Raw genomic sequence first — 13,660 nt, 5'->3', positions numbered from 1 at the left:
TGATGGAGAAGATATTCGGAAAAGAATAATCATCCTGTCGCACAGTGTTCCAGTATTAGTTATACCAGATATTTGTTAAATACATATTATTTCCATGTATGAATCGTGGAAACGCACGTTAACCAGCAGATGCTGGTTATTTTTATATGTGGCTGTAGATGCAAAATAAGCAGGCTCCTTCTTCTATTAACCCAATTTCCAGTAAATTAGGCATTTTTAGGGCGGATAGTTTGACTTTCTTTGACTTTTAGTTTGAACTGCCCTATAATGTGGTAAGAACAATTGATTCTTGTCATTGTTTGACCAGAGATTCCACTATATAATGACATTTACGATGATCGTAATTTGAGGAGGGTTTCTAGTGAGTTATATCCCTATGGTCGTAGAACAGAGCAGTCGAGGCGAACGCGCTTACGATATTTATTCCCGTTTGCTGAAAGACCGCATCATCTTTCTAGGTTCGGAAGTTAATGATGTTGTAGCGAATGCGATTATTGCACAAATGCTGTTCCTGGAAGCCGAAGACCCGGAAAAAGATATTCACCTTTACATTAACAGCCCTGGTGGTTCAATCACGGCAGGGATGGCCATTTATGATACAATGCAATTCATCAAAGCCGATGTGTCCACGATCTGTGTCGGTATGGCAGCAAGCATGGGCGCGTTCCTGCTGAATGCTGGTGCCAAAGGCAAGCGCTTTGCATTGCCAAACAGTGAAGTGATGATTCACCAACCACTCGGTGGTGCACAAGGTCAAGCGACCGATATCGAAATCAGAGCACGTCGCATTCTGAAAATGCGCGATAAGCTGAACAAAATCCTGGCTGATCGTACCGGTCAACCGCTGGAACGTATCGAGCGCGATACCGATCGTGACTATTTTATGACGGCTGCTGAAGCTGCTGATTATGGTCTGATCGATAAAGTCATCGAAAAAACACCTCCACAGGGCGTGTAATAACGACCTCTGCACAGGTAGAATAACAGGAAAAAGCTGCAACGGAATGAGCCGTTGCAGCTTTTTTGTATTTATGATGTTGTGTATATTGTATTTACGATGTTGCGTGTATTCTATTTTGTATGCTGTTATATGCAATCTATTCATCGTACAGGTATATATGATGATCAAATAGCATCTCCTATATCGTTATTGATACGCTTTTAGCGGATTCGTACCGGCTTTCAGTAGCTGATTAAAAGTAAAATGAAATTCTGGAGTACCTGCTGCATACGGCGCAATCGCATATTGCTGGAAGAAGATCGTAAAGCCACTGTCCGTCAGGTAGTAATCATCCAGATAAGCACTAGAATTTTTGGACAGTTCGTTAAACGAATCCAGTGTACCGTCTTCCGCGCCATCTTGCTTTTTAATTTCATTTTGCAGCAGCTGTTTGAGATCCTGACGATACGAAGCATTCGACTTCAGCAGATCATTCAATTTCAGCGCTTTACCGTCCTGGAGTGAGAACGTCATACCTGTTAACGTCTCTCCACCATGTGCACCGCCGAGATATCCATAGTCATACAGCAGGAAGCTGATCACACCATTCTGGTTATAGCTGACTTTATAGCCGCTATCCCCTTCATATTGCATGCTTGGCGAAACGGGCTTACCCGCTTCCTGAATCTGCTTGTCCATTGTAGCCATCCATTGCTCAACATGCGCTTTCAATGCGTTATTGATCTTCGTTTGAGCAGCTTCATTTGTTAAACCAGAGATGACCGGATACGTGAAGTTTACATTTGTATATGTATTGTTGATCGAATGAGCCAACGTTGTCGGTGTGATCGTGATGGCGTTCATACCCGCTGTCGTCACAATCACCGTATTCGTCGCTTTGTCCCATACAGTACGATAACCGAATGGCTCAGACAATGCTTTCGTTTCCACATAGGTTGTGCCTTTAATAACCTGACTATCATACGTATCGCCCAGTTCGCTGCTGTTGAATGTAACGAACAGATTATCTTTTGCGCCTCCATCGGTATATAGGAGGTATGTGGAAATTTGCTTGCCTTTCGTTACGATCACGGTCCGTGTTTTCGCATCATATGTAACGGTGGCACCTAGCGCTTTCGCTGCTTCTTTTAACGGTATAAGCGTTTTACCTGTTTTGCCGAGAATGCCCTGTGTCGAGATCGCTTTCCCTTCTACCTGTACATGCACAATAGACGTGTTCATGTTATGACTGGTCGTTGCTGCATAGACAGACCCTGTATTTCCAGGCAAAATAGCGATTGTACCTGTTGTCGCCAGCGTTGCTGCTAAGACCAGCGCAGCCATTTTGGGGAGACGGGTCGTATTGTTCATTGGATCTGGTGTGTTCATTTCTTTAGTATTTTTTTACTGGGGATGCGTATAAGCAAAGCAAGTTGACACGCCCAGGATGGATCAGTCACCCACAATGTATGTCATACGATCGACATGCAAACGTCATGACCTGTACTGAAACGCTAACTATAGATTCATTTTCAAGATTGCGTACGAAACGATCTGCCAACAAGCCGAATCAGCATATACATGGCATTGACAAACGAATTACAGACATGCAAAAGCTGCAACGAAATAAGATAGTTGCAGCTTTTTGTATGCATGTATAACTCATCATACGAGTTGTACTTTATAGCAAAAGCTTTTATTTAAAATCTTTCAGTGGATTCATACCTGACTTCAATAGCTGACCGAAAGTAAAGTTAAACTCTGGGCTACCGGATACGCCTGGTGCGATATCATATTTTTGGAAGAAAACCGTGAAGCCACTGTCGTTCAGGTAATAGTTGTTCAGGTAGCTGCTGGAGTTTTTGCTCAACTCGTTAAATTGTTCCAGTGAATAGCCCATTGTATCGCTCTGTTTTTTAATATCGGCTTGCAGCAATTTTTTGATATCTTGACGGTACGAAGCGTTCGATTTCAGCAGATCATCCAGTTTGATTGCTTTACCATCTTTAAGTGAGAAGGTCATACCTGTCAGTAGATCATCGCCATGAGCACCACCGAGGAACTGATAATCGGTCAGCAGGAAGCTGATCACACCGTTCTGATTGTATGTTACTCGGTAACCGCCATCAATTTCATAGCTCAAGTCTTTGGAGTAAGGAGCACCTGCTTCTTCCACTTGCTTTTTCATGCCTGCCAGATACTGATCAAAATGTGCTTTGAGCGCTTTGTTGATCGCCGTTTGCGCAGCTTCGTTGTCCAGACCAGATACAACTGGATAGATCACATTGACAGTTGTGTATTTATTTTGGATCGGATCAGCCAGCTTTGTTGGGGTTACCGTGACGTTATTGATGCCTACGGTAGTAAAGTTCACCGTGTTGGTCGCTTTGTTCCATACGGTACGGTAGCCAAATGGCTCCGATAATGCTTTCGCTTCCACGTAGGATACCCCTTTTACAACCTGACCGTCATAACTTTCCCCCAGCATACCGCCATTAAATGTGACAAACACATTGTCGGTATGGGCATCACTGTAGATCGTATAAGAAGAAGTTTGCTTGCCCTTTGTAACGATAACATTATGTGTTTTGGCATCATAAGTAACCGTAGCACCCAGCGCCTTCGCGGCGTCTTTCAGCGGCACCAGCGTTTTGCCGGCTTTACTGAGCATGCCCTGTGTTGCTACAGCTTTGCCTTCGACCTGTACATTCACAACCGATTTATTCACTTTCTGGCTTGTCGTTGCAGCGTATACGGAAGCTGTGCTGCCAGGTAAAATAGCGATTGTACCTGCCGCTGCCATCGTAGTTGCCAGCACCAGTGCAGATATTTTTTTGAGGTAGTTGGTGTTTTTCAGCGTATATTGCTTGTCCATTATCCATCTCTCCTGTTCATTCATTCAAAGTTCGTCTCAACATTGCCCAGTATAACTAAATTGCTGCGCACTTGATTTACAAACTGCTTAAAACAGAGTGACAACATCGACATGCGCATATTGCTAAAAGTAAGAAAATTGTAAATAAAACAGCTGATTCAAATCGTATACGAAGGCGTAATAAAGTTTCCATTTTTCAGATATGTCCGGTTTGGCAAACAGGGATTATACTGAAACGATGTGAGTAATGCTACGTATTACCTTTACCGTTCAAGCATTGAAACAAAAATGCACAGCCACAACCAGCATCCGAATTCGGACGACTGTTATGACTGTGCAGATCGTACTTGCATTTTACGAAATTGACATCTCCTGCTGTAACTGTTTATTTCATTGCGTATTGTACAGTCAGCGTCGTATTCAACTCAATCATACCTGGCTGAATCGAAGTACCGGAGCTTTTAGCACCATCCATTGTTGCTTCGGCACGTTGCATCACGATTGGAGGCGTAACCGATCCGGAATCGCTTACGGACAGCAATTCGCCAAGTGTGCGATTCGCTGCTTTGGCGATCGAACCCGCTTTGGATGCTGCATCTTTCATCGCTTTGGCAATGACTTGATCTTCATAGGTTTGTGGGTTTTCGACATCGAAGTTTACAGAGCCGACATTGTTTGCGCCCGCAGCAGATGCGTCATCCAGCAGCTCACCGATCTTATCCAGATCACGATATTTTACTTCCAGCGTATGATATGCCGTATAACCTGTAACTTTTTGCCCGTCCTTGTCGTTATAGTTGTAGTTAGGCTGAACATAGAATTGCACGGTTTGAATATCTGCCTGTGGAATCGACCATTTTTTGAGCAATGCGGTCAGCTTACTCATTTTCTGTGCATTGGATGCTTGTGCCTTAGCAGCTGTAGTTGCCGTAGTTTGTGCGCCAATCGATACATACGCAATGTCAGGCTTTACAGACAGCTTGCCATTTCCGCTTACATTGATGACTCCTGTAGCTGGTGCAGCCTGTGTAGTCTCCGCCGCATACGCTGAGCTTGCTCCTGGCAAGGCAACACTCATCATCACACCTGTAAGCAATGTGACTGCGAGCAACAGGGAGGCTATAGATTTAGTTTTTTTCATTATCGCTTCACCCTTTCGTCTTTATACCTAGTAAACGCTTAGGTAAAAGCGAATGTTGCAACATATCCCGTTAATTTAGGGTATATATAGTAAAAGGGCTTGATTGCTAATTCGGATGCCCACAGGCTAGATGTAGCAAGGCTTGTCCCAGACTCGGCACAGATTATCGCACACATCAAAAGGCACATGATTCCAGTATCATCACAAATAATCCCGCCCGGTGAATAGCGCCACGCTTGTACCACAGGAGACAGGGATAACACAAAGAGGGGAGCGTCACCATGTTAAAAAAGAAATTTGTACGGAGTTCCATCCTACTCCTGGCAAGTGTACTACTGCTCTGTAGCCTGATTCCAGCAGCAAGTGCAGCACCTGTTACCGCTACACCACGCGAAGTCAAGCTGGAGTGGAACGGTACTCGTCTTCCGCAAAATGGTCTGCTCATTGAAGGCAGCACGATGATTCCTGTTGTGTTACTGCGCGACTCGATCGGAGTGACACTCCGCTATGAGCCGACAGTTAAAACGTATACACTACTGCAAAATGATGATCAGATCGATATGATTATGAGTACGGATGGCGTAAAAATCCGTCTGAACAATCATCAGTGGAAAGGCCCGGATGCACAGGTCATCAATGGCCGTATGTATGTGCCGTTTACCGTGCTGCGCGATGGCTTCGGCTATCAAAGCTCGTGGAATGCGACTCAGGTGAAGCTTAATTTTGCGAAAAAGGGAATTTTCTTAGAGGAGTAGGTAACTTTTTATGTCCTCTTAATCTCTTTAAATGATTTCTGCTAATTTCTGCGAAAAATTAGACCTGACGACATGATGCATCCGCTGTTTAGCTCGAATTCTTTGTATGTCCGGTCTTACCCTATAAGCAAATATGGACTGGCGTTTCATTCAAATACAACAGACCCAATCAAATACAAATACCAAAAAAACCGCCACCCTATGGTGACGGTCCCGGCCTTTCAACAACGGATGAAGGGCTTTTTTTATTGGTTTTCCAGTTCTTCTTTGCTTACCAGGCCAACTAAAGCGTTTACAGCAGATTCTGCATCCGCACCTTCAGCACTGATGTACACTTCAGTACCCGAGCTGATCGCAAGGCTCATAATCCCCATAATACTTTTAGCGTTAACTTTTTTGTCGTCTTTTTCCACGAAAATCTCAGAAGAATATTTATTCGCTTCCTGTACAAAAAGTGCCGCAGGTCTTGCGTGTAATCCCGTTTTCAAGCGAACCACTACCGGGTGTTTGATCATGTGACAATTACCCCCTAAAATACGTATTCATTGCAATTTATAAGTGTATTACACTGATGCCTTCAATATTGACACTTATTCATCATACTACATTATTATAACATGCGCTTTATCAGAAAAAAATAAAGCATCATTACGCATAGTAGATATTTTATACCAGATGCTCGTTACGTACCTTTTCCGCCAGCTCGTCAATTTTACGCAGTCGGTGATTGACGCCGGACTTGCTCACGCCGCCTTTGAGCATTTCGCCCACTTCCTTCAAGTTCATGTCGGGATGAGCTAAGCGAATTTCTGCAACTTCGCGCAGCTTGTCTGGCAACTGCTCCAAACCCAGATGACGCTGGATCAGACGAATATTATCGATCTGGCGTACCGCCGCCCCGATCGTTTTGTTTAAGTTTGCCGTCTCACAATTGACGATCCGATTAACCGAATTACGCATATCACGCATAATACGCACGTCTTCAAATTTAAACAACGCTTGATGCGCTCCGATAATGCTCAGAAATTCGATAATTTTCTCGCCTTCCTTAATGTATAAAATAAAGCCTTTTTTGCGTTCGATACAACGCGCATTCAGATCGAATTCATTCGCCAGATCAACAAGTGCCTGGCACTGCTCTTCATACATGGATGCAATCTCCAGATGATAGGAGGAGCCTTCCGGGTTATTCACCGAGCCACCTGCCATAAAAGCACCACGCAGGTAAGCACGCTTGCAACATGTTTTACTCACCATCTGCTTATTAATGCCAGGGGTGAACATAAAACCTTCGGACACAATTTTTAATTGACTCAAAATTTCCTGTACACCTGCCGGAATCCGGACGATGTATACATTGTTCTTTTTCAGCCGCATTTTTTTGCGTACAAGCAGCTCGGTATGGACCGCAAAATGCTTTTTGATCAGGGAATAAATCCGTCTTGCAATTGCGGCATTCTCCGTGGAAATGTCCAGTATAATCTTTTTGTTGGACACCTGCACGGAACCGTTCATCCGAATTAAGGCCGACAGCTCTGCCTGCTCACAGCAGTCATCCGCTTCGATCATAGTCAATTCTTTTTTGGTTTGCGCCGCAAATGACAATGGACTCACCCTTTCGATAAAATATGTTTCTTCACCTGTTCATAAATGTGATGGCTGAGCATCTCTGCGTCATGTCGCAGGTACGTGCCGTACATCACCATTTTGTCAGCGATGATCCGATAGCCCATCGCTTCCACCTCATCCTGGTCCAGCTTGACCGGCTTGGCACCTTGCTCTGCATAACGCTTTTGCACGCGCAGCGGAATCGGCTCATTATTCACGAGTACATAGTCGAACAGCCGATGTCCAACATGTTCATAGATCGCATTTAAATGGTCACTGACCGCGTAGTTGTCAGTTTCGCCGGGCTGTGTCATCACATTACAGATGAACAACCGCAACGCATTAGACGCTAGAATCGCATCCGCCAGCTTGGGCACAAGCAAATTCGGCAATAGACTCGTATACAGGCTACCCGGACCGATTAGAATCGCGTCCGCCTGCTGAATCGCCTGCACCGCCTCTGGCAACGGCTCCACGTGATCCGGTTCAAGGAAAATACGTTTGATCCGCTTGCCCGCTTCCGGAATCTTGGACTCGCCGGTGACGATCTCGCCATCTTCCATTTCGGCATGCAGGATAACCGCCTGCTCTGCGGCAGGCAACACTTCACCACGAACAGCAAACACACGACTGAGTTCACGCACAGCAGTGACAAAGTCACCTGAAATATCGGTCATCGCCGCCAGAATGAGATTGCCCAGACTATGTCCAGCCAGCCCTTCCCCTTTTTGAAAACGGTACTTGAGCATGTCCGACATAAGCGGCTCTACATCTGCAAGCGCGGTCAGCACGTTACGAATGTCGCCCGGGGGCGGCATTTTCAGCTCGTCGCGGAGAATGCCTGAGCTTCCTCCATCATCAGCAACCGTTACGATTGCTGTAATATCGAGCGGCTTTTTTTTCAGACCTCTCAGCATAACAGACAGACCGGTGCCGCCACCCATCACAACGATGCGTGGGCGCAGCACGGGCAAGTCCGGCTGTGAAATTGACATAGGTTCCACTCCTTAATGCCGATCACGATCAGCATCACGATGACTGACACGCACGGTTTCGGTTTCACTGGTGCCTAGCATACGGCCAAGATATTCCGAAATGGCAACCGAACGGTGCTTACCGCCTGTACAACCGATTCCGATAATGACCTGACTTTTGCCTTCATTACGGTATTGCGGAATGAGAAAATGAAGCATATCGAGCAGCTTCGTCAAAAACGCCTGCGTTTCTGGCCACTTCATCACATATTCGTACACATCGCTGTCCTGTCCGGTATGCGGACGCAGCGTATCAATATAATGCGGATTCGGTAGGAAACGTACATCAAAGATCAGATCCGCATCGATTGGAATGCCATATTTGAAACCAAATGACGTAATATTCACCGACAGCCGATTCGTCTCCAGATGTGAAAAATGCGCAATGATCGTTTGTTTCAGCTTGGCTGGCTTGGTCGTGCTCGTATCGATCACCTGAGTCGCCGCATTTCGTAGATCGTCCAGCATTTTGCGCTCCAGGCGGATGCCATCGAGCGGCATTCCTTCTGGTGCAAGTGGATGCCGACGACGACTTTCTTTATAACGCTGTACAAGCACTTCGTCACTTGCTTCAAGGAACAAAATTTCCGAGTGAATCGTAAGATGATTTTTCAAATAGTTCAATGATTCCGAGAGGGCGGCAAAAAATTCACGGCCGCGCAAATCGATCACAAGCGCAACCTTGCCGATTTTGCCATTGGACTGCTCGATCAGCTCGGCAAACTTAGGAATTAGCACAGGTGGAAGATTATCTACACAGAAAAAACCAAGATCCTCCAGGCTTTGCACTGCAATCGTCTTGCCTGCGCCAGACAGTCCGGTAATGATAACCATCGTGGCCGTCGTTGAATTGTCGCTGGTGCTCATGCTTTTGTCCCCTCTCTATCCCGTTGTATGTGGCTATCGTCTCGTCGCTTCAACCGCTTGTATGTTAACGCAGCAGCAAGCCTGCTGCTCCAACGATACCTGCATCATTGCCCAGCTTAGCCGGAATGATTTCAACACCTTGCTGTAGTGGAGACGGTGTCAGTTCTGCAAACACCTCGCGAATTTTGCTGAACAGAATATCACCGGCTTTGGACACACCGCCACCGATAATAAAGCGTTCTGGATTCAGTGTAGCTGCTACAGCTGCCATCGATTTGCCCAGATAAAATGCGGCACGATTCACGATACGTACACTCACTTCATCTCCAGCTTTGGCTGCATCAAAAATATCTTTAGCTGTAATCTGTTCAATGCCAGACAGACTTGTATGATCACCGCGTTCCACCGCTTCTACCGCCATACGAATAATACCCGTAGCCGAGGATACCGTTTCCAAACAGCCCATTTTGCCGCAACCGCATTGAATCGCTTCCAGATCGGGAACGACGGAAATATGACCAATTTCGCCAGCTAATCCAGCGAAACCTTGATAAATTTTACCGTTAATAATAATACCACCGCCTACACCGGTGCCCAGTGTGTAGCAAACGCAGTCGTTCACGCCTTTGCCTGCGCCGCTCCATGCTTCACCAAGTGCAGCTACGTTCGCATCATTATCGATGCGGATCGTTTTTCCGAGACGTTCTTCAAGGATGGCCCGGATCGGTACATCACGAAATCCGATATTCGGCGCCAGCAGAATGACCCCTGCGCGAAGATCGGTAAAGCCGGCTACGCCTGCTCCTACACCCACCAGTTGATCCCAACTATATGGCGATTGCTCAACAATAAGACGTACATAGTTAACGATATTGTCGATCACGCGATCGGTCCCTTTTTCTTTTTCGGTTGGACCTTCGTATGTGTGAAGCAGTTCTCCTTCATGATTGCAAATGCCTACCTTAATGGCAGTACCGCCAAGGTCGACGCCGACGTAAATATTTTCAGACATAGAACCGAGCCACCTTTTCTACTCAAAATTTGATATATATTCATATGCATTTTAACTGTGTCTTCTACTTCGTCATATCGCTTCTTTCCGCATCGGGACAAAGCGAGCTGTGGCATGGGCAACACAGGCTGTACATTCCATACTATTGTACCATTTCCGTTCTATCGGATACTGCTAAAAATGCGACTATACACAAAATTTATGGTGAAGAAATACGAGGATTGCCTGTTCCAGCAACGCCTTATTTAGGAAAAGACAAAGTCAAACTACGCGCTGAGGCAATGAAAACGTTCGTATCCAACTATAAGCGAACCGCACCATCTGGTCAAGCGAAACCCGCGGGTCTGTTGTCTTGCGCCTTCCAAGCAAAAAAGGAGCCGATACGGCTCCTTTTTATATGAACGATTGCTTATTTATCCAGCGCTTCGCTCCAGTCATGCACCATGTGACCTTCCAGGTATTTCTCAGCGTCCATCGCTGCCATACAGCCGCTACCTGCCGCAGTAATCGCCTGACGATAGCGCGTATCCTGAACATCACCGCAGGCGAAGACACCAGGGATATTCGTTTCTGTTGTACCCGGTGTGACCACGATGTAGCCATGATCGTCCGTCGTGATCTGTCCTTGCAGGAAGCCGGTATTTGGCGTATGTCCGATCGCTACGAACACGCCGTCCGCTTCTACCAGTTCTTCCTGTCCGGTTTCATTGTTGAGCACTTTCAAGCCTTTCACACCGTTATCGCCTGCCACAACTTCAAGCGGCTTACGGTTAAGCGCCCACTTGATCTTCTCGTTGTCACGCGCACGATCCTGCATGATTTTGGAAGCACGTAGCTCTTCGCGGCGGTTGACCACCGTGACTTCAGTTGCAAAACGAGTCAGAAAGCTCGCTTCCTCCATAGCAGAGTCGCCGCCACCCACAACGATCAGCTTTTTGTTACGGAAAAAGAAGCCGTCACAGGTTGCACATGTACTCACACCACGACCTACATTGTCCTGCTCACCCGGAATGCCGAGATAGCGTGCAGATGCCCCGGTAGAAATGATAACCGATTCGGCTTCCAGCTCGCCGCCACCTTCGACTTTAATTTTGAATGGACGTTTGGACAGATCGATTTGCTCGACCCAGCCGGATTTGAACTCAGCGCCAAAGCGCTCCGCTTGCTTACGCATATTGTCCATTAGTTCAGGACCCATAATACCATCGGTAAAGCCAGGGAAGTTTTCAACCTCCGTCGTTGTCGTAAGCTGTCCCCCTGGTTGCAAACCTTCGATAATGAGTGGTTGCATATTGGCACGCGCTAGATAGATCGCGGCAGTCAGTCCCGCAGGTCCTGTTCCGATAATGATTGATTTGTACATAATGATAAGAAACCTCCTTATGAAATGGCACATAGGTTGATCGTATTCATCGCTCACATCATAGGTAGCAGACTGATTTATCGTTAAGCTATAACGTCTGTCTGACTATCCATACTGTATTCGTTCAATCTTTGTATATCCCTTTTATAAATAAATCTGCTGTACACCGCTACGCTTGGCTCTATGAGCCTTGATTGCTTTTTGTCAGACTGCGCTGCACTTTACTTTGCATATGACAGAGGCGACTGATTCGACGTGCGTATCGGCTTACACTGGAAATGGTACTGTCATATCGCTCGGCTACTTCTGCATATGTGAGCGGCTGACGAAATAAACGGGCAATTAAATATTCCAATGCAGCTGCCCAGCCTTCTGGTTGTTGTAAACGCGGCAACTCCGGATAAGAACGCTTGATAAACTCCAACCAGAGCGCCTCCACATCATGGCGAAAACTTGCCTGCTGATACATGGGAGAATGTAACCGGAACATATCCAGTACATGCTGCCAGCGCTCCTCCCAGATCGGCAAACTGGAACGCGCCGATTCCAGATCATCGATCAGACGATCATCCGCTAGCCTGTGTACGAATATCCATTGACGTAATAAACGTTCTGCTGCCAGCTTGAGCGGCGCTGACGTTTGCGGAGCAGCCGCATATTCGCGCAAAGCACGATGTAGTTCAGCGCTACCTTCCAGCGTATACGTCTGAAGGGCTTGCAGCTGCTGCTGCTCGGTTCCCTGACGCAGCACAAGCAACAATTGAGCTTCGCTATCGTTTGCCATGCTCGGCTCCGAAACACGCTCGGCGCTATAGGATCGTGCATCCGCTGCATCCACATAAGGCAGTGCATAACGATACGAAGGCTGAAGCTGTCCGTTTCTAATCTTTTCCAGATGAGCGATATAAAAGGCAGGCACTTCAGCTTCACTATCCAGCCGCAATATACGCCGCCACCATTGCACGCTCTGATCATATTTACCCACATAGCATGCCGCTACGGCAGCATAATGATAAATTTCCTGTTGTGCGTTTTCACCATGCTGTCGAATAAGACGGGCAAAATGGATATAGGCCGCCTCATGCTGACCGAGCATAGCGAGTGTAATCGCCAGCTTGAGCAAATGTTCCTGATGCATCGGATGTATACGACGCAATATGCTAATCTGCTGTAATAAAAGACTATGCTGACCCATTTGCTGCAAAATTAGCGCCTGATTACAAAGCCCATGCAGATTGTGCGGCTCGCGGCGCAGCAACTCCTCGACTTCAAACGCCGCCTGCTCCAGCTTTCCGAGATGATAGAGTGCGACCACCAGATTGTTGCGCGCGGCATCATCATCCGGCTCATTCACAAGCGCCTGTTGCAGCAAATCACAGGCTGCCTCTACATCGCCTTCTTCCAGCAATAGCCGTCCTTGTTCACGCGGTTCCAATGGGGCTTCTTCGTTCGTGTCCGGCAGTCCAAGACGAGGTGCTCCCGTTCGTGCACGCTCATGCTGCACCACGTCCAGCATTTCATTCGCCTCAGCGATGAACGCACCATTTGCATCTTTTTCCATATAAATAAGCAGCTCGCGCTCAGCCTCCGCAAATTGCTCTATATTCGCATAATTGTTTGCCATATAAAAATGACATTCACTCATCATCGGATCGACGTGTCCCATAATATGTTGCAGCACTTCATTCGATGCATCATATTGGCCCATTTCGGACAAAATGCCAGCCAGATTGCAATGATTGACCGGATTTTCAGGCTCGTATTCGACCGCCTTTTGAAAATAGGTCAATGCCTTGTCATAACGATAACGGTCTAATGAGCGGACAGCTCGTTCAAAAAAGAAATTGGCATCCATTTGTAGTCTGATGACTTTACGTTCCGCCTCTTCCGTCTTCCGCTTATAATCATTCACCGGATCAAGGCACCTCCTTCTATCACTTCACACACCTGCTATTCCATGCTTCGGTGCAGCAGGTGAGCTGTGTTACCTGTAACTAGCACCGTTTAGTATACCACAATAGCGGCACTGACTAAAGGCGTATCGACCTTTGTCCAGCTCTGCTAC

The 13,660-nt window shown here is 46.6% G+C and carries 12 protein-coding genes; 2 read left to right on the top strand and 10 right to left on the bottom strand.

Annotated features, from left to right (window positions below; translation table 11 throughout):
- The first annotated feature begins 361 nt into the window (after positions 1-361).
- Positions 362-958, top strand: a complete 597-nt coding sequence (gene clpP, locus AAHF22_RS21805; protein ID WP_347327106.1) for an ATP-dependent Clp endopeptidase proteolytic subunit ClpP — start codon at positions 362-364, stop codon at positions 956-958.
- Between the two features lie 189 nt (positions 959-1,147).
- Here clpP and AAHF22_RS21800 read toward each other — a convergent pair whose 3' ends face one another.
- The 3 genes from AAHF22_RS21800 to AAHF22_RS21790 form a co-directional block, all read right to left on the bottom strand.
- Positions 1,148-2,329, bottom strand: coding sequence for a DUF3298 domain-containing protein (locus AAHF22_RS21800; protein WP_347327105.1), 1,182 nt, complete (start codon positions 2,327-2,329; stop codon positions 1,148-1,150).
- Positions 2,330-2,636: 307 nt separating this feature from the next.
- Positions 2,637-3,815 carry a PdaC/SigV domain-containing protein gene (locus AAHF22_RS21795; RefSeq protein ID WP_347327104.1) on the bottom strand — a complete coding sequence of 393 codons (1,179 nt, stop codon included), beginning with the start codon at positions 3,813-3,815 and terminating at the stop codon, positions 2,637-2,639.
- A gap of 385 nt (positions 3,816-4,200) precedes the next feature.
- Positions 4,201-4,956 carry an SIMPL domain-containing protein gene (locus tag AAHF22_RS21790; RefSeq protein WP_347327103.1) on the bottom strand — a complete coding sequence of 252 codons (756 nt, stop codon included), beginning with the start codon at positions 4,954-4,956 and terminating at the stop codon, positions 4,201-4,203.
- A 281-nt stretch (positions 4,957-5,237) separates the two neighbouring features.
- Between AAHF22_RS21790 and AAHF22_RS21785 the strand changes: the two genes are divergently transcribed.
- On the top strand, positions 5,238-5,711 hold the full coding sequence (locus tag AAHF22_RS21785) for a stalk domain-containing protein (protein ID WP_347327102.1): 474 nt from the start codon (positions 5,238-5,240) through the stop codon (positions 5,709-5,711).
- Between the two features lie 245 nt (positions 5,712-5,956).
- Here AAHF22_RS21785 and AAHF22_RS21780 read toward each other — a convergent pair whose 3' ends face one another.
- From AAHF22_RS21780 to AAHF22_RS21750, 7 genes are all read right to left on the bottom strand, one after another.
- Entirely contained in the window at positions 5,957-6,226 is a 270-nt protein-coding gene (locus tag AAHF22_RS21780) for an HPr family phosphocarrier protein (protein ID WP_188778021.1), read from the bottom strand.
- Positions 6,227-6,377: 151 nt separating this feature from the next.
- Positions 6,378-7,316 (bottom strand): DNA-binding protein WhiA, encoded by a 939-nt coding sequence (whiA, locus tag AAHF22_RS21775; RefSeq protein ID WP_347327101.1) that lies wholly within the window; start codon positions 7,314-7,316, stop codon positions 6,378-6,380.
- A gap of 5 nt (positions 7,317-7,321) precedes the next feature.
- The gene (gene mgfK / locus AAHF22_RS21770) at positions 7,322-8,314 is read right to left on the bottom strand and encodes a gluconeogenesis morphogenetic factor MgfK (protein WP_347327100.1); all 993 of its coding nucleotides are present in this window, start codon (positions 8,312-8,314) and stop codon (positions 7,322-7,324) included.
- 12 nt (positions 8,315-8,326) lie between these two features.
- Complete coding sequence (gene rapZ / locus AAHF22_RS21765; RefSeq protein WP_347327099.1) at positions 8,327-9,220, bottom strand: RNase adapter RapZ; 894 nt, start codon at positions 9,218-9,220, stop codon at positions 8,327-8,329.
- Positions 9,221-9,284: 64 nt separating this feature from the next.
- A complete protein-coding gene (locus AAHF22_RS21760) occupies positions 9,285-10,232 on the bottom strand; it encodes an ROK family glucokinase (protein ID WP_347327098.1) in 948 nt (315 codons plus the stop codon).
- 409 nt (positions 10,233-10,641) lie between these two features.
- Entirely contained in the window at positions 10,642-11,595 is a 954-nt protein-coding gene (trxB, locus tag AAHF22_RS21755) for a thioredoxin-disulfide reductase (RefSeq protein ID WP_347327097.1), read from the bottom strand.
- Between the two features lie 181 nt (positions 11,596-11,776).
- Positions 11,777-13,507 carry a tetratricopeptide repeat protein gene (locus AAHF22_RS21750; RefSeq protein WP_347327096.1) on the bottom strand — a complete coding sequence of 577 codons (1,731 nt, stop codon included), beginning with the start codon at positions 13,505-13,507 and terminating at the stop codon, positions 11,777-11,779.
- Between the last annotated feature and the right edge of the window lie 153 nt (positions 13,508-13,660).

This window comes from Paenibacillus wenxiniae (assembly GCF_039822605.1).
GTDB classification, from domain to species: Bacteria; Bacillota; Bacilli; order Paenibacillales; family Paenibacillaceae; genus Saccharibacillus; species Saccharibacillus wenxiniae.
This window is presented reverse-complemented; position numbering and strand designations above follow the sequence as displayed.

Bases quoted from the DNA above. Each gene is read 5' to 3' on its own strand.
- AAHF22_RS21790 (WP_347327103.1), bottom strand. From the start codon at position 4,956: ATGAAAAAAACTAAATCTATAGCCTCCCTGTTGCTCGCAGTCACATTG.
- mgfK (WP_347327100.1), bottom strand. From the start codon at position 8,314: ATGTCAATTTCACAGCCGGACTTGCCCGTGCTGCGCCCACGCATCGTT.
- trxB (WP_347327097.1), bottom strand. From the start codon at position 11,595: ATGTACAAATCAATCATTATCGGAACAGGACCTGCGGGACTGACTGCC.
- rapZ (WP_347327099.1), bottom strand. From the start codon at position 9,220: ATGAGCACCAGCGACAATTCAACGACGGCCACGATGGTTATCATTACC.
- AAHF22_RS21795 (WP_347327104.1), bottom strand. From the start codon at position 3,815: ATGGACAAGCAATATACGCTGAAAAACACCAACTACCTCAAAAAAATA.
- AAHF22_RS21780 (WP_188778021.1), bottom strand. From the start codon at position 6,226: ATGATCAAACACCCGGTAGTGGTTCGCTTGAAAACGGGATTACACGCA.
- AAHF22_RS21785 (WP_347327102.1), top strand. From the start codon at position 5,238: ATGTTAAAAAAGAAATTTGTACGGAGTTCCATCCTACTCCTGGCAAGT.
- AAHF22_RS21800 (WP_347327105.1), bottom strand. From the start codon at position 2,329: ATGAACACACCAGATCCAATGAACAATACGACCCGTCTCCCCAAAATG.
- AAHF22_RS21760 (WP_347327098.1), bottom strand. From the start codon at position 10,232: ATGTCTGAAAATATTTACGTCGGCGTCGACCTTGGCGGTACTGCCATT.